The organism is Hydrogenophaga sp. (assembly GCF_022844385.1).
Classification (GTDB): Bacteria; Pseudomonadota; Gammaproteobacteria; order Burkholderiales; family Burkholderiaceae_C; genus Hydrogenophaga.
The window spans coordinates 14086-35757 of sequence record NZ_JALHLX010000013.1 but is presented as its reverse complement, the minus strand read 5'-3'; the positions used below and the strand labels follow the sequence as shown (position 1 = coordinate 35757).

Below are 21672 nucleotides of genomic sequence, written 5' to 3'. Positions count from 1 at the left end.
TTGCAGATGGAATTCAGCTGGCTTGCGCGCCCAGTTTGCGCAGCTTTTTCAACCAGCGCTCGACGCCTTCGGAGCCCAAGGTGTCCACTGAACCAATCAGCGTCTCGTGGATGGGCGCGAAGCCCACAAAGCCGAGGATGTTGCGCTCCAGCGATTTGACGCTGTGCGCGCGAAAGTACCAGCGGTAGGCCAACGCAGGCATGCCCATGGTGACCACCACGCGCGCCGAACGCCCGCTCAGCGGCTTGCGGCCAAACGGTTTGGGGCCTTCGGGACCCACCGCAAAACCCGGGCGCGCCACCTGCTCCAGAAAAGCTTTGAGCAGCGCGGGCATGTCACCGAGCCAGAGCGGGAAAAAGATCACCACGTGTTCGGCCCAGGCCATGCCGTCTTGCGACGCTTGCAGGCTGGGCGGCAAGGCGCCGTGGTTCCACGCCTCGGCGGTTTTGAGCAGGGGAAAGTCGAGCGTGCCCACCGCGATGCGCCGCACCTCATGTCCGGCCTGCCGGGCGCCGTCGGCATACGCATCGACCAGTGCGTGGTTGAGCCGTTCTGCACTCGGGTCGGGGTGGCCTTCGATCAGCAGGATGCGGCGAGAGGGTGTCATGGCGAACTCCATCGAACGGGGAAGTGCCATGTTGCGGCTGCGCCGCGCGTTGAGGTTTGACGCGGATCAAGTCCGCTGCCACTGCGGACCCTTCAACGCCGGTCGGGCTTGCGCGCCTTGGGCTTGTTGGCGCGCTCTTTTTTCTTGTTCTGGCGCTCGGCGTCGGCCTGCTGGCCGGCCGCGAGCCACTGCAGAAACTGCTCCGGGGTTTCGAGCGTGATGCGTCCGAGCACACCGCTGCGGAAGTCGGCGATCAGCAGCTCGGCGACCTTCTGCCAGTGGATGCTCCCGCCGGTGCCGATGGCGCCGCGCTTGCGTGCGATGGCGGCCATCAACTCTTCGTCGGGCAGGCTGGCCACCGTGTCCAGCGGCAGGCCGAGCTTGTAGCGCGCTTCGAGCTGTGCGCCGTAGCTGGCCTTGAGTTTGGACAGCAGCTCCAGCGCCACTTCCTGGTCGTCGTAGGCGTTGCGGCCCACCGCGCCGCTGGCGGCCAGGTTGTAGCCGCTCTCGGGCACCACGATGCGCGGCCACAGCATGCCGGGGGTGTCAAACAAGTAGAAATCGTCGGCCAGCACCAGGCGCTGTTCGGTGCGTGTGATGCCGGCCTCGTCACCGGTCTTGGCCGAGCGTTTGCCCAGCAAGGTGTTGATCAGCGTGCTTTTGCCCACGTTGGGAATGCCGCAGATCAGCACCCGCATGGGTTTGACCATGCCGCCGCGCAAGGGCGCAAGCTCGAAGCACGACGCGATGATGGCGCGCGCCGGCGCGGTGATGCTGGCATCCAGCGCAATGGCGCGCGTGTTGGGTTGGGCGTTGTAGTGCGCGAGCCAGAGCGCGGTGCGCTCGGGGTCGGCCATGTCCTGCTTGTTGACCACCTTGAGCGTGGGCCGCCCGGCCGTGAGTTCGGCCAGCAGCGGGTTGGCACTCGACCCGGGCAGGCGCGCGTCGAGCATTTCGATCACGACGTCGATTTCCTTCGCGCGCTCGGTGATGGCCTTGCGCGTGAGGTGCATGTGCCCGGGGAACCACTGGATGCTCATGGAGAACGGTCTTGAAGAGAGATGGGGAGCGGGGATTGTGCCTTGGTGTATCTCCCGGGGTGCGGACATAGCAGCCCTGCCTACAATGAATTTCCACCACAACAACCCCTTGAGGAGCGCCATGGCCATCACCGTGAAAATCGATCTGGGCTACGAATTCGATGTCAAGGCCAAGCCAGCCGAGGTGTTCGAAGTGCTCTCCGATGTGCCCGAATCGGTCAGCCATTTCCCCAAGGTGGAGAAACTCACCGACCTCGGCGGCGGTGTGTACCAGTGGGAGATGGAGAAGGTCGGCACCGCTCAGGTGAACATCCAGACGATCTACGCCAGCAAGTACGTGAGCGACAAGGCCAAGGGCACGGTGAAGTGGACGCCGGTCAAGGGCATCGGCAACGCGCAGGTGGGCGGCAACTGGAAGATCGTCGACAACAAGAAGTCCACCAACGTCACCCTGGCGATTCAGGGCGAGATCGAGGTGCCGCTGCCGGGCCTGATGAAGATGGTGGTGGCGCCCGTCGTTGAAGGCGAGTTCGAGAAGCTGGTCGAAAAATACATCGACAACCTGATCAAACGCTTCGGCGGCGAAGCCTGAAGGGCCGCCGCCGGCGGGCCTTCAGCCCGTCAGTCGTTCCTTGAAAAACGCCATGGTGCGGTCCCACGACAACTTCGCGGCGGCGGCATCAAAACGGGGGGTGGTGTCGTTGTTGAAACCGTGCTGCGTGCCCGGATACAGGTGGGCGGTGTAGCGGGCTCCGGCGGCTTTGAGCGCAGCTTCATAGGCCGGCCATGCGGCGTTGATGCGTTCGTCGACCGCAGCGAAATGGATCAGCAGCGGTGCCTTGACCTTGGCAGCGTCTTCCACCGGCGGGTGGTTGCCGTAGTACGGCACGGCCGCGGCCAGATCGGGCAATTGCGTGGACAGCATGTGGGCAATGCCGCCGCCGTAGCAAAAGCCCACCACGCCCACGCGGCCGTTGCTGTCTGCGCGGGCCTTGAGCGTTGCCGCTGCAGCCAGCATGTCCTGCCGGGTCCTGGTCTGGTCGAGGGTGGCGAACAGCGCGCGCGCCTTGTCTTCGTCGCCGGGATAGCCTCCCAGCGGCGTGAGCGCGTCGGGTGCCAGAGTCAGGTAACCGTCGAGCGCAATGCGGCGGGTGATGTCTTCGATGTGCGGATTCAGGCCCCGGTTCTCGTGAACGACAAGCACACTGGGCAGTTTGCCGGTGGCGTTGGCCGGTTTGGCCACATAGGCCCTGATGGTGCCGTAACCCGACGGTGAAGGCACATCCACCACCTCGGTCTTCAGGCGCGCATCGTCCTTGGGGACCATTTGCGCTGCCGCAAAGTTGGGGCTGAGTGCGGCCAGCAGGCCGGCGGCCGTCATGCCGCCCACCGCGAACTTGCTGGCGCGGTCGAGGAAACCCCGGCGGTCCAGATCACCGTGCACATAGGCGTCAAACAGGATCAACAACTCTTGATCGAAGTCGGCGGCGGTGAGGCGGGTCATGGTCGTCCCCTGAGGCAAAACGTGCAGGATAGACGCGACCCGCGCCGAATGCGCATTCACGACCCGGGCGTGCGGGTTTGGATTTGGAAGGCAGCGGCGTGCCGCTGCCGTGCTTCAGGCCGTGACGGCGGTGGCTTGTGTCTGCGGCCGGCCGAGGCGCGAGGGCGAGACGTATTCCTGCCGGTAGATCTCGAACGGCATGGTGTCCGCCGCCTCGATGGCGCGCTGGTCTTCGACCGACTTGGCCGCCATGGCCTCGAAGCGGGCCTGTTGTTTGCTGCTCCATTCGAGCGAGAGCAGGTGCTGGTGCGTGACACGCGACTGGGCACGTGCAAAACCCACGAACGAGTCGTCGTGGTGCGCATGCATGGCCTGCAGCACACGGGCAGACGGCAGCAGCTCGGGCGACTGCAGGTGGGCGATGGCCAGTGCCACGGCGTTGGCGTGATCGATGCCGCCGTGCGCCAGGTCGAGCGCCTCGGCAATCGGCACCAACTCGGCAAGGATCTCGTCGGCCCATTGCATGAGCGGCACGGCCTGGCCTTCGCGCATGAGGTTCAGGCCTGGCTCGCGGCCGCGTGCGGCGGTGAGGTGCTGGTTGTGCGCGAGTTCGCGAATCTCGGCCGGCGTGTCGGGTGGGCTGTCGGACAGCATGCAGTGCAGCAGAAACACGTCGAGGAAACGCAGCGTGCTCGCGCCGATACCGATGGGCTCGAAGGGGTTGAGGTCCATCAGGCGGACCTCGATGTACTCCACACCGCGCTCGCGCAGCGCGTGCAGCGGGCGCTCTCCGGGGTAGATCACGCGTTTGGGGCGGATGGTGCCGTAGAACTCATTTTCAATCTGCAGCAGCGTGGTGGCGAGCTGGTTGTAATCGCCACCCGGGTTGCGGATACCCACCGCTTCGTACGCCGGCCAGGGCCGTGTGAGCGCGTCGTGCAGCGAGGCGGCATAACCTTCGAGGCCGTTGTAGCTCACGGCCAGCGTGGCCTGTGCCTCGCTCTGATAACCCAGGCGGCCCATGCGCAACGAGGTGCCGTGGGGCATGTACAGCGTGCGCTCGCTGAGTTTCTGCAGCTCGTGTTCGCGGCCTTCCACAAACGACGAACACACGGCTGGCGACGCGCCGAACAGTGTGAGTAGCAAGAAAGCGTGGCGACGGAAATTGCGGATGGTGGCGAAGTACTCGTCGCTGCTCACACCCGGCAGCGACCAGTTGTAGTGGATGCCCGAGATGGTCTGCATGCGCCGGCCGTAGCGGTGGCCCAGGCCCATGCGGTAGACGCTCTTGGCGCGGCCCACGTTGGACGAACCGTAGCGGCCCAGCGGAATGGTCTCGTCGGTGGGCAGGCCGCACGGCATGCTGGAGGCCCACATCATCTCGTCGCCCACGGCGCGCATGCTGCGCACTGTGTACTGATGCACTTCGGTGAGTTCGGCCAGGCACGACTCCACCGATTCGTGCACGCCGGTGATCAGCTCCAGCTGCGACTCGCTGTAGTCGGTGGTGATGTGCGGGTGGGTCAGCGCACTGCCCAGGGCGGCGGGATGCGGCGTGAGCGCGAGCTTGCCGTCGGGTTGGGAGCGCAGGCTCTCTTTTTCAAGGCCGCGGCGCATGCCGCGCAGGCGGTCCTCCGAGAGGGCGTCCAGCCGGTGATTGAGAGAGGTCATACAGGGGTCGTGTTGCAGGTCCGGGGGCGGAAGTTAACACGGCTGGGCCATTTCTGCTGGCGGCTCAACCATCGGCACCGTTTCAACCGTGACCAAGGCCACCGCGGCCACCGCACGGCCCAGCCAGGCCTCGATGTCCACCGGCTCGTGCAGCAGGCGAAGTTCGTCGTACGCCTGCTGCGCCTCGGGGTAACGCTTGCGCAGGTAGTTGAGCCATTGCTTCAATCGGCCGGCGCGGTGGCGGCGCTCCACGCGCGCGCTCACTTGCTGCCAGAAGATCTGAAGCAGCGGTGGCAAGACCTCCCACGGCACATTGCCCTGTCCTTTGATGGCCAGGGCCAGACCGGGGTCGGTGACCATGCCGCGCCCGATCATGAGGTGTTCGCAGCCGGTGACTTCGCGGCAACGCACGGCATCGGCCGCGGTCCATATTTCGCCGTTGGCGATCACCGGCAGGCGCATGTGGGTTGGCAAGGACTCGCGCACTTCGGCCAGCCGGTCCCAGTACGCAGGAGGCCGGTAGCCGTGGGCCTTGGTGCGCGCGTGGATCACGAGTTCATCGGCCCCGGCCTCGGCGATGGCGTGGGCGCAGTCTTCGGCGCGCGCGTCGTCGTTGAAACCGAGCCGCATCTTGGCCGACACCGGCACATGGGCCGGCACGGCGCGGCGCACCGCCGCCACGATGCGGCCGATGAGCTCGGGTTCGTCGAGCAGCACAGCGCCGCCGCGGCTCTGGTTGACGGTCTTGGCGGGGCAGCCAAAATTGAGGTCGATGCCGTGCGGGCCCAGGCCGGCGAGGCGCTGGGCGTTTTCGGCCAGGCAGTTGGGGTCGGAGCCCAGCAGTTGTGCGCGCACCGGCACGCCCGCGCGGGTGCGGCCACCGTTGAGCAGTTCGGGCACCACGCGCACGAACACGCGCTCGGGGAGCAGCATGTCGGTGACGCGGATGAATTCGCTCACGCAGCGATCAATGCCACCGGTGCGCGTGAGCACATCGCGCAGGGTGGCGTCGAGCAGACCTTCCATGGGGGCGAGCAACAGCATGGGGGGTATTGTCCTTTGCCTGGACAATGCGTTTCATGGCTTGCTTTCATTCTCTTTCTCCGGTTGGTCCGGTCATCGGCGACCGGGCGGAACGGTTGCGCGCCTGCATCACTTCAGGCTCGCGGGCGCACGGCGCTCTGCGCAGCGAAATAAAGGAGGAGACCCGGCGCAGCCGGGGCGGGGGACATTCGCGGAGCAGAGCGCCGTGCGTCCGCGAGCCCGCGAGGTCAATGTGAGCGATGTCTGTTGGGTCCTCGAAGACCCACACCTCCTCGTACTGGAAAAACCCGCAGGCCTGCTGGCCGTTCCAGGCAAAGGCCCAGACAAACAGGACTGCCTCAGCACCAGAGCCCAAACACGATGGCCCGACGCCCTCGTGGTCCACCGCCTCGACATGGCCACCTCCGGCCTCGTGGTCATGGCCCGCGGCATCGAAGCACAACGCAACCTGAGTCTCGCGTTTGAAGAACGCCGCGTGCACAAACGCTACACCGCCGTGGTGACGGGTGAACTCGTCAACACCCAACCCGACAACGGCTGGAACACCATCGACCTGCCGCTGATGGCCGACTGGCCCAACCGGCCGCGGCAAAAGGTGAACCACGAACACGGCAAACCCAGCACCAGCCGATGGCGCATCGCACCGGGCACAACAGCCCCCGGCACCACCCGGCTGGAACTCGAACCCGTGACCGGTCGCACCCACCAGCTGCGCGTGCACCTGCAAGCCCTTGGACACCCCATGGTTGGCGATGCGTTGTACGCTGCGCCCGACGCCGTTTCCATGGCTCCTCGCCTGCTGCTGCACGCCCACTGTCTCTCGCTCCCGCACCCCTTCCATGGCCAGACCATGGAGTTCCACAGCCCCTGCCCTTTCTGAACACACCATGACGCCACAACACCTCACCATCCTCACCGGCGCCTCGCGCGGCATGGGCCTGGCCATGGCCCGCCAACTGCTCGGCCCCGGCCGCCACCTGCTGTGCATTTCGCGAAAGGTCAACGACGAACTGACCGCCGAGGCCAAGGCAGCAGACGCCCCGCTCACGCAGTGGTCGCAAGACCTGGCCGACACCACCGGTGCGGCGAACCGCCTGCAAGCGTTTCTGGAAAGCCAACCCGCCAGGACCTGGACGAGCGCCACGCTCATCAACAACGCCGGTGTGATCCCGCGCATCGGGCCGCTGGATCACTGCCCGCCCGACGACCTGGCCAACGCGCTGCGCGTGGGTCTCGAAGCCCCCATGCAGCTCACCGCCGCCTTCCTGCGCGCCACCACCGCCTGGGTGGATGCGGGCTGGCGCGGCCCGCGCAAGGTGCTGAACATCTCGTCGGGCCTGGGCCGCAGCGCCATGGCTGCTCAAGCGCCCTACTGCGCGGCCAAGGCCGGCATGGACCACTTCACCCGTTGCAGCGCGCTCGACGAGGCGCAGCGCGACCACGGCGCGCGTCTGGTCTCGCTGGCGCCGGGCGTGATCGACACCGACATGCAGGTGCAATTGCGCGCGGGCGATCCGGCGGCCTTTCCCGACCGCAGCCGCTTCGTGGAACTTCAGCGCCAGGGCCAGCTCACATCGCCCACCGAAGCCGCTGCCCGCGTGCTCGCCTTTCTGGACCGCGCCGATTTCGGCGAACAACCGGTGGCGGATGTGCGCGGCTGAGACCCCGATCCAACGGAGCGATAGATGAATCGACGCGAATTTGCGCTGACCTCCGCCGTGAGCCTGGGCAGCCCCGCCCTGCCCGCCTTTGCCCAGGCCCCGGGCTTCTGGACCTTGCTGCGCGAAGGCGGCTGCGTGGTGCTCATGCGCCATGCGTTGACCGACCCCGGGGTGGGCGACCCGCCCAACTTCAAGCTCGGCGAATGCGGTACACAACGCAACCTGAGTGCGGCCGGGCGCGAACAGGCGCGGCGCGTGGGCGCGGCCTTTCTGCGCGAACAGGTGAAGCTTGACCAGGTGCGCTCCAGCGCCTGGTGCCGCTGCGTGGATACCGCCATGCTGGCCTTCAAACAGAACACCGTGTGGCCGCCGATCAACTCGTTCTTTGGTGCCGGCGGGCAGGACGAGCAGACCCGGGCGGTGCTGGACGCGGTTGAAGGCTGGCAGGCGCCACGCAACCTGATGCTGGTGACGCACCAGGTCAACATCTCCGCCCTCACCGGCGACTATCTGGCCATGGGCGAGGTCTTGGTGACGCGTCCCGGCGCCCAGGGCAGCAAGCTCAACCGCCTGCGCGTGCTCGCCCGACAGACCTTCTGACGCAGGTCAACGCCGGGTCAGGTTCGCGGACTACGATAGTGCTCACCCCAAAACCAGGAGACTCCCCATGAGCAGAGAAGTTGTTGTTGTCAGCGCCGTGCGCACCGCCATTGGCACCTTTGGTGGCAGCCTGAAAGACCAGCCACCCACCGAACTCGGCGCGCTCGTGGTGCGCGAGTCGCTGGCCCGCGCTGGCGTGGACGGCAAGGATGTCGGCCATGTGGTGTTTGGACACGTGGTCAACACCGAACCCAAGGACATGTACCTCTCGCGCGTGGCGGCCATCAACGGCGGCTGCGCCGAGGGCACGCCCGCCTTCAACGTCAACCGGCTCTGCGGCTCGGGCCTGCAGGCCATCGTCTCGGCCTCACAAAGCATCCTGCTGGGCGACACCGACGTGGCCATTGGCGGCGGGGCAGAAAACATGAGCCGCGCCCCGTTTGCCAGCCTCAACATGCGCTGGGGTGCCCGCATGGGCGACACCAAGATGGTCGACATGATGGTCGGCGCGCTGCACGACCCCTTCCACACCATCCACATGGGTGTGACGGCCGAGAACATCGCGGCCAAGTGGGGCATCACGCGCGAAGACCAGGACAAGCTGGCGGTGGAAAGCCACAACCGCGCGCAACGGGCCACCACCGAAGGCCGTTTCAAGGACCAGATCGTGCCGGTGGTGCTCAAGAGCCGCAAGGGCGACGTGTCCTGGGCGACCGACGAACACTTCCGCCCCGACTGCACGCTGGACGACATGGCCAAGCTCAAGCCGGTGTTCCTGAAAGAGAACGGCACCGTGACCGCCGGCAACGCCTCGGGCCTGAACGATGCGGCAGCCGCCGTAGTGCTCATGGAAGCGAGTGCCGCCAAGGCACGCGGCGCAAAACCACTGGCGCGTCTGGTGGCTTATGCCCATGCCGGCGTGGACCCCAAGTACATGGGCATCGGCCCGGTGCCGGCGACCAAGATTGCGCTGGAAAAAGCCGGCCTGACCGTGAAAGACCTGGACGTGATCGAGGCCAACGAGGCGTTTGCCGCGCAGGCCTGCGCCGTCACGCGCGACCTCGGTCTGGACCCGGCCAAGGTCAACCCCAACGGCTCGGGCATTTCGCTGGGCCACCCCATCGGCGCCACCGGCGCGCTGATCACGGTGAAGGCGATCCACGAACTGCACCGCGTGCAAGGTCGTTACGCGCTGGTGACCATGTGCATCGGTGGTGGTCAGGGGATTGCGGCCATTTTTGAGCGCATTTGAAGGCCCGGCGGCAGAATCACCGCCATGCCTCACAACGCGTCTGCCCCACACAGCACGTGGGCGCCCGCCCTGGCCGAACTCGAACGTGGCCTGCTGCAGCGCGACGTGGCCGCCCGTGCGCTGCTGCTCGCTGCGCTGGCCGGTGAACACGTGCTGCTGCTCGGCCCGCCGGGCACCGCCAAGAGCGAACTCGCGCGCCGGCTGCAGCGCCTGCTGCCCGGCGCCCACTACTTCGAACGCCTGCTCACGCGTTTCACCGTGCCCGAAGAACTGTTCGGCCCGCTGTCATTGCGCGCGCTCGAGGACGACCGCTACGAACGCCTGACCGAGGGTTACCTGCCCAGCGCCGAAGTGGCGTTTCTCGACGAGGTGTTCAAGGCCAACTCGGCCATCCTCAACACCTTGCTCGGCCTGCTGCACGAACGCCAGTTCGACAACGGCAGCCAGCGCCTGCCGGTGCCCCTGGTGTGTCTGGTGGGTGCGAGCAACGAGCAGCCGCAGGACGAGAGCCTGCTCGCCTTCCACGACCGCTTTCTGCTGCGCGTGCCGGTGCAGCCGGTGGACGACGCGCACTTTGCGGCGCTGCTGCAAACCAGCGTTGCCAGCCCGGCGGCACCACCCGCAGAAGCACTGATCGACCGCCCCCGGCTCGATGTCCTGCGCGAGCAGGCAGCGCACATCACCTTGGGCGACACCGTGCTTGGGCTGTTGCTGCAGGCACGCCAGCACGCCACCCGGACCGGGCAATCGGTGTCGGACCGGCGCTGGCGCCAACTGGTGGAACTCCTCAAGCTGCAAGCCGCCAGCCGCAATGCAACTGAAGTGTCCGAATGGGACTTGTGGCTGCTGCCCTTTGTGCTCGCGGCCGAACCCGCGCACGGTCCGGGCTGGACCGACTTCTTCATGCACCACGTGGCGCAGACCGCACCCCTGCCACTGGACGGTCTGGAACGCGCCGTCACCGCATTTGAGCAACAGCTCGACATCGAACGCCGCGCCCCGGCCGATGCGCAGGACGACAGCGCCGGCAAGGTGGCCCTCGCCAAATCCATCGCAGGGCCCACCGCTGGCGAGAGCGAGATGGTGCGCATCACCAGCGAGCGCGCTCAGCGGCGTTACAGCCCGGTGCACATCGCCGCGCGTGTGGCGCAGACCGACGAACTGCTCGCCCGCCTGCAAGGTCTGCACGTCGAGCTCGTGACCATGGCGCACTCGGTGCTGGGAGCCGCGCGTGCGCACGACTGGCTGCCGCCGTCGTGGCTGGCGCAGATTGAATCGGTGCACCTGGGCCGCTGCACCGGTGTCGCTTCGCTGCTGGCGCAACTCCAGACCACGCGCGAAGGATTCGCGGGCTTGCCGGTGGATGAAACGAAAGTGGATCGGCCTGCGCCAGTGACCTGGCAAGACGCCTGATCCCCTGGAGGGCGCCATGGTGCCGACCACCTCAGCCCCTTACCACCACCTCGATACCCTGCCCCGCGAGCTCTGGCGCTGGGCCGTGGTGTGCAGCAGTGGGCTGCCTGCCGCGCGCCTGCCCCACATGGCCCGCTGGATGAACGCGCTGATGGCCGGCGCCCTGCCCGATACAGCGGACGACTTCGGCGATGCCGCCGCCACGCAGGCGCTGCGCCCGCTGCTCGTGGAACTGGAACTGCTGACCCTCACCCAAGGCAGCGCACCGCTCACCCGGCAGGTGATGCAAAGCCTGCTGTGGCACCTGGACAGCCTGATCGACCGCCCGGCCAACGAACCACGCGACCAGGCCATCGCGCGCATGAAAGGTGAATTCCGCGAGACCTGGGACGTGCAGCGCCAGGGCTGGGACGAGGTGCTGTCGCTGCTGCAGTCGCTGGGCGATCTGGCCCACCTGCGCTGGGACGATCTGCAAGGCCACCTGAACCGGCGTGAATGGGGCGAGGCGCGGCGCATCGGTGAATTGCTGCAGCGTCTGCCGCAGCTCGCGCGCTTCATTGACGGCGTGGGCCGGCGTGAACAGGCGCAGCACCCACCCGCCACCACCACCCTGCCCGATGCGCGCCAGCACATGCCCGCAGCCCGCCACCCGGCCGACGAAGAAGAGCGCCGACCGGAACCCACCTCGGTGGACGGCGTGCGCCGCTCGCGCACGCTGGCGCGCATGACCGGTGGCGAAAGCCTCAACCTCACCCACCCGGTGCTGCGCCGCCTGTGGCGCGCGCGGTTTGCCGAAGCGCAGTTGCTCACCTACGACGACCGCGCACGCGAACAGTCGCGCCGCCCGTTGCCGCAGCCCGAACCACAAGCCCTGCGCCGATCCACCAGCCATGCGGGGCGCGGCCCGCTGATCGTGTGTCTGGACACCTCAGGCTCGATGCGCGGCGCGCCGGAAAACGTGGCCAAGGCCTGCGTGCTGCAGGCCCTGCGCAGCGCCCACGCCGGCCGCCGCGCCTGCCGCCTGCTGGCGTTTGGCGGACCCGACGAACTGCTGGAGCGCGACATGGCCATGGACGCTGAGGGCCTGTCGCACCTGCTCGACCTCATGGGCCAGAGTTTCGACGGCGGCACCGACGTGCAGACGCCGATGGAGCGCGCCGTCGAACTGGTGCACACGGCCGAGTGGCAAGAGGCCGACCTGCTGATCGTGAGCGACGGCGAGTTCGGCGTGACCCACCAGACCCTGGCGCTGTTGCGCGACGCCAAGCAGCGACTGGCGCTGCGCGTACATGGCATCCTGATCGGCGATCGCGAGACCGTGGGACTGGCCGAGGTGTGCGACCAACTGCACTGGGTGCGCGAATGGCGCCGCTACGGCAGTGGCGCCACGGTGCTGGCCGACAATTTCTCACCGGTGCACAGCCGCAGCCTCACGGCGCTGTATTTTCCCAACGCGATCCGCCGCTGAATCCGCAACGTGCAGCCACGCTGCGCGCGCTTTCCATCCAGTGCGGGTCCGGGCGGGTCAGAGCCTGTTCAGTCGCCCTGAAACCCGCCGGCGCGGCAGGTCACCACCAGCGTGTCGCGCCAGCCCAGGGCGTCGCTTTCCAGCGGCTGGATGGGTGTGCTCTCGTGGATCACGCGCGCGTCGTCCAGCAGCAGCAGCGACCACGGTTCGCGCAAGGTGAAGCGTTGGCCGCCCGGTCCGTTGGCTTCAAACACGCGGCTCTCGCCACCCTTGATGCCCTGGCGGTCCACCATGAACACGGCCACCAGGTCCACCCCGTCGCGGTGCGCGCCTTCGGGTGTGGGCCGGCCGATGCCGTCGGTGGTGTCGATGCGGAACGGGTGCGCCTCCACAAACCAGGGCTGCTGGCCACGCAACGCGCTGGCGGCCTCACCCAGGCGCGTGAGCAAACGGCCCCAGACCGGCTGCGCCACCACGGCCGGCTCCATGGGCTCGAACCAGCGCTGCATGCCGCCGTGCAGGGCGTTGTATTCCAGCGGCTGCCAGTGCGCGCGGTGAGGCGCCTGTTGCACCCGCTCACCGTCGACCACAAAGCAGCTGTGGCGCCGGCTGCGGTAGCGCCCGCCGTCCTTCAGGTAGGCGTCGGCCGGCAGGTGGTCCCAGCCCGCGTGCAGGGCCCGCAGTTCGGCCTGATTGGCGGGCAGCCATTCGGCAACGCTGGCCGCGCTGAGCAGCGCAAACCCGACGGTCTTGAGGGACGTGTCGAGCTGTTGAAGGGGAAGGTAGGGGGGCTGGAATTCGCTGGTCATGGAGCGGCAGTTTACTGGTCGGCTCCAGGTGGTCCGATGCCGTCTGAAGCGTTTTCATGCGCTGGATCAAATCGCTTTCGCGCCGCGCGGTGCAAGCTGCGCCCACACCAGTTGGTATCTGGTCATGGAGACAACGATGCAAGCCTTGAAATGGACACCTGCGCTGTGGCTGGGGTTCGAGCCCATGGACGGGATGAACCGGGAATTCATGGAACTGCTGGGCCGCGCGCAGGCCGCGTCCGACGACGACCTGGTCGACGCCTGGCAGGCGCTGGTGCAGCACACGGCAACGCATTTCGGCACGGAAGACACCTGGATGCGCAGCGAGGCCTTTGCCACCACCGAACAGCACACCCTGGAGCACCGGGTGGTGCTCAACCTGTTGCGCGAGGGGCTGGGAAAGGCGCAGCGCGGTGACCTTGCACCGGTGCGGCAGATGGCGGCCGAGCTGGGGGCTTGGTTCAGCCGGCATTCGCAGTCACTGGACGCCGCGCTGGCCCTGCACATGCGCCGCATCACGACACCCGTCGCGACAGCGGCCTGACCTGGCGGTTGGTGGTTCAATCAACAACCACAGAGGAGACCGCCATGGCCGATGCCACGCCCGCCAACGACAGCCCGACCGAGCCGCCACGCCCGCCGTCGGTGTTCGACCTGAAGATCACCACGCTGCGCGCAAGCGATCCGCTGCGCTGGTTGCGCCTGGGTTGGGCAGACTTCGCGCGCTGCCCGCGCATCGGACTCTTCTACGGCCTGTGTTTTTTCCTCATGGGCCACGCCTTGCTGGCCATGTTTCGCGCCGCGCCGGCCTATGTGCTGGCGCTGAGCGCAGGCTTCCTGCTGATGGGGCCATTCCTCTGTCTGGGTCTGTATGAGGCCAGCCGCTCGCTGCAGGTTGGCCAGCGGCCGTCGCTGCGCGCCTCGCTGCTCGCGTGGCGGCCCACCCAAGGCACCATGGCCATCTTTGCGGGCGTGCTGCTGATCCTGGAGATGCTGTGGGGCCGCGCCTCGCTCGTGGTGTTTGCGGTGACCTTCAACACCATGCCCTCCACCGCGAACTTGCTGACCCAGCTGTTCAATCCCGACAACCTGTCGTTCCTCATCACCTACTCGGTGGTGGGTGGTGTCTTTGCCGGTCTGATCTTCGTCACCAGCGTGATCTCCATTCCCATGATCCTGGACCGGCGCGTGGACGCGATCTCGGCGGGTCTGACCAGCATCCGCGCCTGCCTGCAGAACCCGGGCGTCATGCTGCTGTGGGGCGCATGCATCACGCTGCTGGTGGGCCTGGCGATGCTGCCGTATTTTGTGGGTCTGTTGGTCGCGGGACCGGTGGTGGGCCACGCCACGTGGCACGCCTACCGGGGCACGGTGAGCGGCCCGTCCTGAAAGCCTTCAGCGGCCGGGCGGCGTGTCACCGCGCTGGCCGCCGCCGCGCCGGCCGGGGCGCTTGCCCAGCAGCGAGGGCTCGATGCTGTCTTCGAACAGCGGCCACAGTGCCTGCACGCTTTCGAGCGCAGCCTCTTCTCCCATCGACCGGCACAGGCGCTGGTGCAGTTCCACCCGCAAAAACCACAGGCTTTTCGGGTCGACGGCCACCAGCAGCCGGTGCCGCAAGCGTTCGTCTTCCCAACCGGCATCGTTGGGCATGAGGTCGATCATGGCGCGGCGGATGCGGGACAGTGCCGCTGGGTCGTGGCGCGTGGACTCGCTCATCAGGCGCTGCGCGACGGTGTCCAGGATGGTGGTGAAGATGCGCATGGATTCGGAATATGTCCCCGGCAAAGATGCCACTGGTCAAGACAACGCGTCAAAAAGGCGTGTATTCCGCCCTACCCCCCCGGGTTTGTAACACGCCGCGGGAACTTTCCTCAGCAATTCACGTCCACGACCAGCCGACCGCGCACCCGACCGGCCAGGATGTCGCTGGCCGAGGCGATGGCTTCGGCCAGTCCGATCTCGGTGGTGATGGCGGCGAGCCGTGTGCGGTTCAGGGTTTTCGCCAATGTTTCCCAGGCGGCTTCGCGCCGGGCCATCGGGGCCATCACGCTGTCGACGCCGTACAGCGTGACGCCGCGCAGGATGAAGGGCGCCACGCTGGCGGGCAGGTCCATGCCCTGGGCCAGGCCACAGGCGGCCACGGCGCCGCCGTAGCGCGTGCTCGCGCAGGCGTTGGCCAGGGTGTGGCTGCCCACCGAATCCACCACACCGATCCAGCGCTCCTTTTGCAGCGGTTTGCCAGGCGCGCTCAACTCGCTGCGGTCGATCACTGTTGCGGCCCCCAGGGACTTGAGGTAGTCCGCTTCTTGTGGGCGCCCTGTCGACGCCACCACGGTGTGACCCAGGCCTGCCAGCAGCGATATGGCCACACTGCCCACGCCGCCGTTGGCACCGGTCACCAGCACCTCGCCGCTGCCCGGGGCCACGCCAGCCTCCAGCCAGTGCCGCTGCAGCGCCATCACGCACAGCATGGCGGTGTAGCCCGCCGTGCCCACCGCCATGGCGTCACGTTCGCTCAGTGTCTCGGGCAAGGCCACCAGCCAGTCGCCCTTGACGCGTGCCATCTGCGCCAGGCCGCCCCAGTGGGTTTCACCCACGCCAAAACCGTTGAGCAGCACACGGTCACCCACTTTCCACTTCGGGTGATCACTCTGCGTGACCGAGCCTGCGAAGTCGATACCGGGCACCATGGGAAAACTGCGCACCACGGGCGACTTGCCGGTGATGGCCAGGCCGTCCTTGTAGTTCAGCGTCGAGTACGCCACGCGCACCGTCACGTCACCGCTGGCGGGCAGTTGCGCCTCGTCCAGTTCGGTGAGGTCGCAGCGGTAACCGGTCTCGGGTTTGGTGATGACGAGGGCTTTGAACATGGAGATTCCCTAAGCAGGTGTGTCGGGGGGACGGTTCGGATCGGTCTCGCGCCACAGGCGCACGGTGAGCCACCAGCCGATGAGGGAATTCGCGAGAGCAAACAGGCTGACCACCAGGCGGATACCCATCGGCGGATCGTTCAACTGCAGGAAGCCGATCATGAAACTGGAGAGCGCGTTGAACCCGAGCATGAGCCAGAACAGGCTGCGGCGCGGTTGCCAGAGGCGGTGGAAGATGTGGGCAATGGAGGGCATACCGTCATTGTGCCGGCGCTGACTTGCGAGCTTCCTGCTCCTGCAGCAAGCGCCACATCACCTTGCCGCTGCCGCTTTTGGGCAGGGCAGCCACAAACTCCACAGTACGCGGGCACTTGTAGACCGCCATGTGTTCCCTGCACCAGTCCAGGATGTCCTGCTCGGTGGTGGTGGCCCGGTGCGACTCGCGCAGCACCACCACGGCCTTCACGCTCTCCCCGCGGTAAGCGTCGTTGGTGGCGATCACGCAGGCTTCGGCAATGGCCGGGTGCTTGAACATCAACACCTCCACCTCGGCCGGCCAGACCTTGAAGCCGCTCGCGTTGATCATGCGTTTAAGCCGGTCGGTGATGAAGTAGTAGCCGTCTTCGTCGATGCGGCCGAGGTCGCCCGAGCGGAAGAAGCGTTTGCCATCCATGTTGATGAACGCGGCCTCGGTGGCCTCGGGGCGTTTCCAGTAGCCGTCGAACACCTCGGGCCCGCAGATGATGATCTCGCCGGCCTCACCCTGTGGCATCTCTTCCAGCGTGATCGGGTCGACCACACGAGCTTCGGTGCTCAGGAAGGGAATGCCCAAGCACTGCTGCTTTGGGTGGTCGGGCGGATTGTTGTGCGAGGGTGCGGCGGTCTCGGTCAGGCCATAACCTTCCGAGTAGCGCAGGCCGTACTGCTCCAGCAGCCGCTGCGCCACCGCCTGGGGCATGGCCGCACCCCCGCCGCCCACCAGCACCAGACTGGAGAGGTCGTACTGGTCGAAGCGCGGGCTCGCGAGCAGGTCGATGATCATGGTGGGGATGTTGGTCCAGTGGGTCACGCGCCAGCGCGAGATGAGCTGGCCGGCAAGGTCGCGGTCCCAGCGCGGCATCACCACCATGGTCGCCCCGGCATACACAGCCGCGTGCATGCCCGCCACCATGCCGGTGATGTGGAACATGGGCACCACCAGCAGGCCCACGTTTTCCACCGTGCTGTTGGTCCACAGGCCCACGGCCACCGCGTTGTGCATCACCGTGCGGTGCGGGTGCATGCAGCCTTTGGGCAGCCCGGTGGTGCCGCTGGTGTAGGGCAACACGGCGAGGTCGTCCGGGCCCCGGTTGTGGGCGGGCACCGCGCCGGTGCAGGCCAGTGCATCGGCCCAGTCGTGCGCGGTGCCACCGGGCAGCGTGGGCACCGCGTGGCGCGCACCCAGCCAGTCGGACCAGGCTGGAGGCACCTCGGCCTGCGCACCGAAGGCATCGCTGTAGTGCGACACGATCAGGTGGCGCAGGCGAGCGGCTTCGGGAACTTCGGCGTTCGCCTTGATCAGCTCGTCAGCGAGGTCGGCCGCGGCAATGGCCACGCGCGCATCGGGGTCGGTGATGTAGTGCTGCAGCTCGTCGCTGCGGTTCATCGGGTTGACCGGCACCACCACCGCATTGGCCCGCAGGATCGCGAAGTGCGCCACCACCCACTGCGGGCAGTTCTGCATCAGCAGGATCACGCGGTCGCCGTCCTGCACGCCTTGCTCGCGCAGGTGCGCGGCCAGCCGCTCGGCTTGATCGAAGAGTTGGCCGTAGGTGAGCACCTGGTCAAAGAACACCAGCGCGGTTTTGTCCGGGTAGCGCAGCGCGCTCACCGCGAGGTTGTGCCACAGCGAAGTGGCCGGCGGCGTGATCCGGTGCGGCAGGCGCTGGGGCCAGAAGCGGTGGTGCGGCGCGGTCAAGCCCGCTTCGGCCGTGTTGCTGTTGCTCATGCGCTGGTCTCCGTTGTTCTATGGGCGAGGCACAGGATACGGGTCAGATCCTTCGAACAAAAACACAACTTGTCGCCGGAGAGACCACCAGCTCAGGCGCTGCAATGGCACGGAACCTGCGTACCCGAAGCCTCGGGTGTGTATGTGCAGCCGACACGATGTTGTCATGTTCGTTTTGCATGGCTTTCCCACGTAAACCCCGATCCCGGGCCGAAAACCCCGGGGATACATTCAGTTGCGGTCGCGGTGTGCACCCAACAGGTGCGCACTGAATGCCGACGAAATCCTTTCAAACACAACGGAGAGACCTGATGAAGACGACAACCCTGAAACTGGCGGCCCTGGGCCTGAGCGCCGCGGCCACCCTGGCCAGCATGCCTGCCCACGCGGGCAAGGACCTGGATGCCATCAAGAAACGAGGCGAGCTGATCTGTGGGGTCAACACCGCACTGCCCGGCTTCTCGGCGGCCGACAGCCAGGGCAAATGGAGCGGCATGGACGTGGACGTGTGCCGCTCGGTGGCAGCGGCCGTGCTCAACGACCCCAACAAGGTGCGCTATGTGCCCCTGACCGCCCAACAGCGTTTCACGGCGCTGCAATCCGGTGAGATCGACATGCTGGCGCGCAACACCACCTGGACCCTGACGCGCGACGCCTCCCTGGGCCTGACCTTCACCGGCGTGAACTTCTACGACGGCCAGGGTTTCATGGTGCCCAAGAAGCTCAATGTGAAGAGCGCCAAGCAGCTCAAGGGCGCCACGGTGTGCGTGCAGTCCGGCACCACCACCGAGCTCAACCTCACCGACTACTCGCGCGCCAACAAGCTCAACATCAAACCCGTGGTGTTCGAGAAGCTGGAAGCCGCACTGGCCGCCTACTCCGCCGGCCGCTGCCAGGCCTACACCACCGACGCCTCCGGCCTGGCCTCCAGCCGCGCCAAGGACATGGCCAAGCCCGACGACCACGTGATCCTGCCCGAGCTGATCTCCAAGGAACCCCTCGGCCCGGCCGTGCGCCGCGGTGACGACGAGTGGGCTGCGATCGTGCGGTGGGTGGGCTTTGCCCTGCTGGAAGCCGAAGAGTACGAAGTGACCCAGGCGAATGTCGACCAGATGAAGGCCAGCAGCACCAACCCGGGCGTGATGCGCCTGCTGGGTGCGGGCACCGAAGACACCGGAAAGCTGCTGGGCCTGGACAAGGAGTGGGCCTACCGTGCCATCAAGGCCACCGGCAACTACGGTGAAATCTTCGAGCGCCATGTGGGTCCGAAGACCGCCATCGGTCTGCCGCGCGGCGTCAACAACCTGTGGAGCAAGGGTGGCGTGATGTACGCCCCGCCTGTTCGCTGATGCAAAGAGCCGCCGCGCAATGCGGCGGCATGACAGTCGAGAGCACCAGAGCGAAAGCCTGGTGCTTCTTTACACCCACTTGCGGGTTCACATACATCCGAGGCTGTCTTGAAATCCCTTCCTCCCCCTGTTCCGAAGCGCCAGTGGTCGCTCAACAGCCGGGCCACGCGTGGCCTGCTGTTCCAGTTCGTCGCACTGGTCCTCATCGCGCTGGGCATCTGGTTTCTCGCTCACAACACGCAGCGCAACATGGCAGCGCGCGGCATCCAGAGCGGCTTTGATTTCCTCGGCGCCAGTGCCGGCTTCGACATCGGCGAAACCGTCATCGCCTACGACCCCAGCGAAAGCTATGGCAAAGCCATCTGGGTCGGGGTGCTCAACACCTTGAAGGTCGCGGCCCTGGGCATCGTGTTCACCACCATCCTCGGTGTGCTGCTCGGCGTGGGCCGCTTCTCCCGCAACGGCCTGGTGCGCGGCCTCTGCTACGGCTACGTCGAGCTGTTCCGCAACGTCCCGATCCTGCTGCAACTGCTGATGTGGTACCTCGTTTTCATCGAGATCCTGCCGCCGTCCAACGAGGCCTGGAATGTCGCCGACCTGTTCTTCCTGAGCAAAGGCGGATTCTCTTTTCCCTACCCGACTGCGGGCCTGGGCGCCGTGGTGGCCGGAGCCGCCGTCGGCCTGGTGGCGGGCTGGGGGTGGCTGCAATGGGTGCAGAAGCGGTTTGAAGCGACCGGGCGCGACGGCGACCGGCTCTGGACGCCGATTGCGCTGATCGCTGCGTTTGCCGTGATCGGCTGGGTCGTCTCGGGCATGCCGAGCGAGTGGAACGTGCCCGAACAACTGGTGTTCATGGTCGACGGTGGTGTGGCCGCCACGCCGGAATTCATGACCATCCTGGTCGGGCTGGTGATGTACACGTCCGCCTTCGTGGCCGAGGTGGTGCGCAGCGGCATCCAGTCGGTCAGCCGCGGGCAGGACGAAGCGGCCGCCGCGCTGGGCCTGAATCCGCGCCAGAAAATGAAGCTCGTGGTGCTGCCACAGGCCATGCGGGTGATCGTGCCGCCCCTGACCAACCAGTACCTCAACCTGACCAAGAACTCGTCACTGGCGGTGGCCATCGGCTACCCCGACGTGGTGTCGATCGCCAACACCACCATCAACCAGAGTGGCCGTGCGGTGGAATGCATCGCCATCATCATGCTGGTCTATCTCACCACCTCGCTCAGCACTTCGCTGCTGATGAACTGGTACAACCAGCGCGTGGCGATCAAGGAGCGATGAACATGTCCGACACGTTCACACCCATCGCCCCCCGGCCCTCCCCGGTCAAAACTTCGGGCCTCATCCCCTGGATGCGGCGCAACCTCTTTGCCGACGTGCGCAGCACCGTGGTCACGGTGTTTGTGCTGGGCCTGCTGGCCTGGGTGCTGCCGGGCTTCATCCGCTGGTTCTTCATCGACGCCGTGGTGCGCGCCGATGCCGACGCCTGCCAGGCCGCGCGCGGCATCGGCGCCTGCTGGGGCGTGGTGACCGAGAAGTACCGCATCATCCTGTTTGGCCGCTATCCGTTCGACGAACAGTGGCGTCCGCTGGTGGCCACTTCGCTCATGATGGGCGGCCTCGTTTTGAGTTGCGTGCGCTTCTTCTGGAAGCCTTGGCTGGCCATCATGTGGGTCGTCATCCTGGCGCTGTTCTTCACCCTCATGGGCGGCGGCGTGTTCGGCCTGTCCGATGTGCGCACCGACCTCTGGGGCGGCCTGCCGCTCACCGTGATGCTGGCGACGTTGTCCATCTTCTTCGCCTTCCCGCTGGCGGTGGTGGTGGCGCTGGGACGGCGCGGGCGGCTGCCCGCCATCCGCACCGCCTGCATCGTCTACATCGAGCTCATCCGCGGTGTGCCGCTGATCTCGGTGCTGTTCATGGCCTCGTTCATGTTCCCGCTGTTCATGCCTCAAGGGGTGACGCTGGACGTGCTGGTGCGCGTGATCGCCGGCATCACCCTGTTTGCCGCGGCCTACATGGCCGAGATCATCCGCGGCGGCTTGCAGGCGATCCCCAAAGGGCAGCTGGAGGCGGCCGACACGCTGGGCCTGACCTACTGGCAGACGCAACGCAAGATCGTGCTGCCGCAGGCGCTGGCCATGGTGGTGCCCAGCATCATGAACACCTTCATCTCGCTGTTCAAGGACACCTCGCTGGTCACCATCGTCTCGCTCTACGAACTCACCGGTGCCCTGGCACTGGCGCTGAACGCCGACGTGAACTGGCGCCCGTTCAAGCTCGAGGCCTACCTGTTCATCACCCTCATCTACTTCATCGTCTGCTTCGCCATGTCCCGCTACAGCCTGTGGGTCGAGAAACAACTCTCCGCCAGCAAGGCGCGCTGAAAGAACA

22 protein-coding genes are annotated in these 21672 nt (G+C 66.6%); 12 read left to right on the top strand and 10 right to left on the bottom strand.

The genetic code is table 11. The features are described 5' to 3' along the window. Positions 1–13: 13 nt before the first annotated feature. Entirely contained in the window at positions 14–607 is a 594-nt protein-coding gene (locus Q0C59_RS04550) for an NAD(P)H-dependent oxidoreductase (RefSeq protein ID WP_291212302.1), read from the bottom strand. 92 nt (positions 608–699) lie between these two features. Beyond that, positions 700–1647, bottom strand: a complete 948-nt coding sequence (gene ylqF / locus Q0C59_RS04545) for a ribosome biogenesis GTPase YlqF (RefSeq protein ID WP_291212299.1) — start codon at positions 1645–1647, stop codon at positions 700–702. A 121-nt stretch (positions 1648–1768) separates the two neighbouring features. Here ylqF and Q0C59_RS04540 point away from each other — a divergent pair, with 121 nt between their 5' ends. Further along, the gene (locus tag Q0C59_RS04540) at positions 1769–2239 is read left to right on the top strand and encodes an SRPBCC family protein (protein WP_291212296.1); all 471 of its coding nucleotides are present in this window, start codon (positions 1769–1771) and stop codon (positions 2237–2239) included. A 21-nt stretch (positions 2240–2260) separates the two neighbouring features. Here Q0C59_RS04540 and Q0C59_RS04535 read toward each other — a convergent pair whose 3' ends face one another. The 3 genes from Q0C59_RS04535 to Q0C59_RS04525 all read right to left on the bottom strand — a co-directional run bounded on the left by Q0C59_RS04535 (position 2261) and on the right by Q0C59_RS04525 (position 5866). Next, the gene (locus Q0C59_RS04535; RefSeq protein WP_291212294.1) at positions 2261–3151 is read right to left on the bottom strand and encodes a dienelactone hydrolase family protein; all 891 of its coding nucleotides are present in this window, start codon (positions 3149–3151) and stop codon (positions 2261–2263) included. 114 nt (positions 3152–3265) lie between these two features. Then, positions 3266–4822: a glutamate--cysteine ligase gene (gene gshA, locus Q0C59_RS04530; protein ID WP_291212291.1), complete on the bottom strand. Its 1557-nt coding sequence runs from the start codon at positions 4820–4822 to the stop codon at positions 3266–3268. Positions 4823–4855: 33 nt separating this feature from the next. After that, a complete protein-coding gene (locus tag Q0C59_RS04525; RefSeq protein ID WP_291212289.1) occupies positions 4856–5866 on the bottom strand; it encodes a tRNA-dihydrouridine synthase in 1011 nt (336 codons plus the stop codon). A gap of 232 nt (positions 5867–6098) precedes the next feature. On the opposite strand from Q0C59_RS04525, the gene Q0C59_RS04520 reads away from it, so the two are divergent. The 6 genes from Q0C59_RS04520 (at position 6099) to Q0C59_RS04495 (ending at position 12260) form a co-directional block, all read left to right on the top strand. Next, positions 6099–6746: an RluA family pseudouridine synthase gene (locus Q0C59_RS04520; protein WP_291212377.1), complete on the top strand. Its 648-nt coding sequence runs from the start codon at positions 6099–6101 to the stop codon at positions 6744–6746. A 7-nt stretch (positions 6747–6753) separates the two neighbouring features. After that, the gene (locus tag Q0C59_RS04515; protein WP_291212286.1) at positions 6754–7527 is read left to right on the top strand and encodes an SDR family NAD(P)-dependent oxidoreductase; all 774 of its coding nucleotides are present in this window, start codon (positions 6754–6756) and stop codon (positions 7525–7527) included. A 24-nt stretch (positions 7528–7551) separates the two neighbouring features. After that, the gene (locus Q0C59_RS04510) at positions 7552–8127 is read left to right on the top strand and encodes a histidine phosphatase family protein (RefSeq protein ID WP_291212283.1); all 576 of its coding nucleotides are present in this window, start codon (positions 7552–7554) and stop codon (positions 8125–8127) included. A 67-nt stretch (positions 8128–8194) separates the two neighbouring features. Beyond that, entirely contained in the window at positions 8195–9379 is a 1185-nt protein-coding gene (bktB, locus tag Q0C59_RS04505) for a beta-ketothiolase BktB (RefSeq protein ID WP_291212280.1), read from the top strand. A 24-nt stretch (positions 9380–9403) separates the two neighbouring features. After that, positions 9404–10792, top strand: coding sequence for an AAA family ATPase (locus Q0C59_RS04500; RefSeq protein ID WP_291212277.1), 1389 nt, complete (start codon positions 9404–9406; stop codon positions 10790–10792). Positions 10793–10808: 16 nt separating this feature from the next. After that, a complete protein-coding gene (locus tag Q0C59_RS04495) occupies positions 10809–12260 on the top strand; it encodes a VWA domain-containing protein (RefSeq protein ID WP_291212274.1) in 1452 nt (483 codons plus the stop codon). 68 nt (positions 12261–12328) lie between these two features. Here the strand turns inward: Q0C59_RS04495 and Q0C59_RS04490 are convergent, their stop codons facing one another. Further along, positions 12329–13069: a 2OG-Fe dioxygenase family protein gene (locus Q0C59_RS04490; RefSeq protein WP_291212271.1), complete on the bottom strand. Its 741-nt coding sequence runs from the start codon at positions 13067–13069 to the stop codon at positions 12329–12331. 136 nt (positions 13070–13205) lie between these two features. On the opposite strand from Q0C59_RS04490, the gene Q0C59_RS04485 reads away from it, so the two are divergent. After that, the gene (locus tag Q0C59_RS04485) at positions 13206–13613 is read left to right on the top strand and encodes a hemerythrin domain-containing protein (protein WP_291212268.1); all 408 of its coding nucleotides are present in this window, start codon (positions 13206–13208) and stop codon (positions 13611–13613) included. A 44-nt stretch (positions 13614–13657) separates the two neighbouring features. Beyond that, entirely contained in the window at positions 13658–14458 is an 801-nt protein-coding gene (locus tag Q0C59_RS04480; protein WP_291212266.1) for a DUF2189 domain-containing protein, read from the top strand. Positions 14459–14464: 6 nt separating this feature from the next. Here Q0C59_RS04480 and Q0C59_RS04475 read toward each other — a convergent pair whose 3' ends face one another. The 4 genes from Q0C59_RS04475 to Q0C59_RS04460 all read right to left on the bottom strand — a co-directional run bounded on the left by Q0C59_RS04475 (position 14465) and on the right by Q0C59_RS04460 (position 17926). Continuing rightward, positions 14465–14830, bottom strand: a complete 366-nt coding sequence (locus Q0C59_RS04475; protein ID WP_291212263.1) for a hypothetical protein — start codon at positions 14828–14830, stop codon at positions 14465–14467. Between the two features lie 110 nt (positions 14831–14940). Then, complete coding sequence (locus tag Q0C59_RS04470) at positions 14941–15939, bottom strand: MDR family oxidoreductase (RefSeq protein ID WP_291212260.1); 999 nt, start codon at positions 15937–15939, stop codon at positions 14941–14943. Positions 15940–15948: 9 nt separating this feature from the next. Further along, positions 15949–16194, bottom strand: coding sequence for a hypothetical protein (locus Q0C59_RS04465; protein WP_291212257.1), 246 nt, complete (start codon positions 16192–16194; stop codon positions 15949–15951). A 4-nt stretch (positions 16195–16198) separates the two neighbouring features. Beyond that, entirely contained in the window at positions 16199–17926 is a 1728-nt protein-coding gene (locus tag Q0C59_RS04460; protein ID WP_291212254.1) for a long-chain fatty acid--CoA ligase, read from the bottom strand. A gap of 311 nt (positions 17927–18237) precedes the next feature. On the opposite strand from Q0C59_RS04460, the gene Q0C59_RS04455 reads away from it, so the two are divergent. The 3 genes from Q0C59_RS04455 (at position 18238) to Q0C59_RS04445 (ending at position 21665) form a co-directional block, all read left to right on the top strand. After that, the gene (locus Q0C59_RS04455; RefSeq protein ID WP_291212252.1) at positions 18238–19275 is read left to right on the top strand and encodes an amino acid ABC transporter substrate-binding protein; all 1038 of its coding nucleotides are present in this window, start codon (positions 18238–18240) and stop codon (positions 19273–19275) included. Between the two features lie 108 nt (positions 19276–19383). Continuing rightward, the gene (locus tag Q0C59_RS04450) at positions 19384–20559 is read left to right on the top strand and encodes an amino acid ABC transporter permease (protein ID WP_291212249.1); all 1176 of its coding nucleotides are present in this window, start codon (positions 19384–19386) and stop codon (positions 20557–20559) included. 2 nt (positions 20560–20561) lie between these two features. Continuing rightward, positions 20562–21665: an amino acid ABC transporter permease gene (locus tag Q0C59_RS04445; protein ID WP_291212245.1), complete on the top strand. Its 1104-nt coding sequence runs from the start codon at positions 20562–20564 to the stop codon at positions 21663–21665. The last annotated feature ends 7 nt before the right edge of the window (positions 21666–21672 follow it).

Coding starts and splice junctions, on each gene's coding strand:
- Q0C59_RS04550 (WP_291212302.1), bottom strand. CDS start 607: ATGACACCCTCTCGCCGCATCCTGCTGATCGAAGGCCACCCCGACCCG.
- ylqF (WP_291212299.1), bottom strand. CDS start 1,647: ATGAGCATCCAGTGGTTCCCCGGGCACATGCACCTCACGCGCAAGGCC.
- Q0C59_RS04540 (WP_291212296.1), top strand. CDS start 1,769: ATGGCCATCACCGTGAAAATCGATCTGGGCTACGAATTCGATGTCAAG.
- Q0C59_RS04535 (WP_291212294.1), bottom strand. CDS start 3,151: ATGACCCGCCTCACCGCCGCCGACTTCGATCAAGAGTTGTTGATCCTG.
- gshA (WP_291212291.1), bottom strand. CDS start 4,822: ATGACCTCTCTCAATCACCGGCTGGACGCCCTCTCGGAGGACCGCCTG.
- Q0C59_RS04525 (WP_291212289.1), bottom strand. CDS start 5,866: ATGCTGTTGCTCGCCCCCATGGAAGGTCTGCTCGACGCCACCCTGCGC.
- Q0C59_RS04515 (WP_291212286.1), top strand. CDS start 6,754: ATGACGCCACAACACCTCACCATCCTCACCGGCGCCTCGCGCGGCATG.
- Q0C59_RS04510 (WP_291212283.1), top strand. CDS start 7,552: ATGAATCGACGCGAATTTGCGCTGACCTCCGCCGTGAGCCTGGGCAGC.
- bktB (WP_291212280.1), top strand. CDS start 8,195: ATGAGCAGAGAAGTTGTTGTTGTCAGCGCCGTGCGCACCGCCATTGGC.
- Q0C59_RS04500 (WP_291212277.1), top strand. CDS start 9,404: ATGCCTCACAACGCGTCTGCCCCACACAGCACGTGGGCGCCCGCCCTG.
- Q0C59_RS04495 (WP_291212274.1), top strand. CDS start 10,809: ATGGTGCCGACCACCTCAGCCCCTTACCACCACCTCGATACCCTGCCC.
- Q0C59_RS04490 (WP_291212271.1), bottom strand. CDS start 13,069: ATGACCAGCGAATTCCAGCCCCCCTACCTTCCCCTTCAACAGCTCGAC.
- Q0C59_RS04485 (WP_291212268.1), top strand. CDS start 13,206: ATGCAAGCCTTGAAATGGACACCTGCGCTGTGGCTGGGGTTCGAGCCC.
- Q0C59_RS04480 (WP_291212266.1), top strand. CDS start 13,658: ATGGCCGATGCCACGCCCGCCAACGACAGCCCGACCGAGCCGCCACGC.
- Q0C59_RS04475 (WP_291212263.1), bottom strand. CDS start 14,830: ATGCGCATCTTCACCACCATCCTGGACACCGTCGCGCAGCGCCTGATG.
- Q0C59_RS04470 (WP_291212260.1), bottom strand. CDS start 15,939: ATGTTCAAAGCCCTCGTCATCACCAAACCCGAGACCGGTTACCGCTGC.
- Q0C59_RS04465 (WP_291212257.1), bottom strand. CDS start 16,194: ATGCCCTCCATTGCCCACATCTTCCACCGCCTCTGGCAACCGCGCCGC.
- Q0C59_RS04460 (WP_291212254.1), bottom strand. CDS start 17,926: ATGAGCAACAGCAACACGGCCGAAGCGGGCTTGACCGCGCCGCACCAC.
- Q0C59_RS04455 (WP_291212252.1), top strand. CDS start 18,238: ATGAAGACGACAACCCTGAAACTGGCGGCCCTGGGCCTGAGCGCCGCG.
- Q0C59_RS04445 (WP_291212245.1), top strand. CDS start 20,562: ATGTCCGACACGTTCACACCCATCGCCCCCCGGCCCTCCCCGGTCAAA.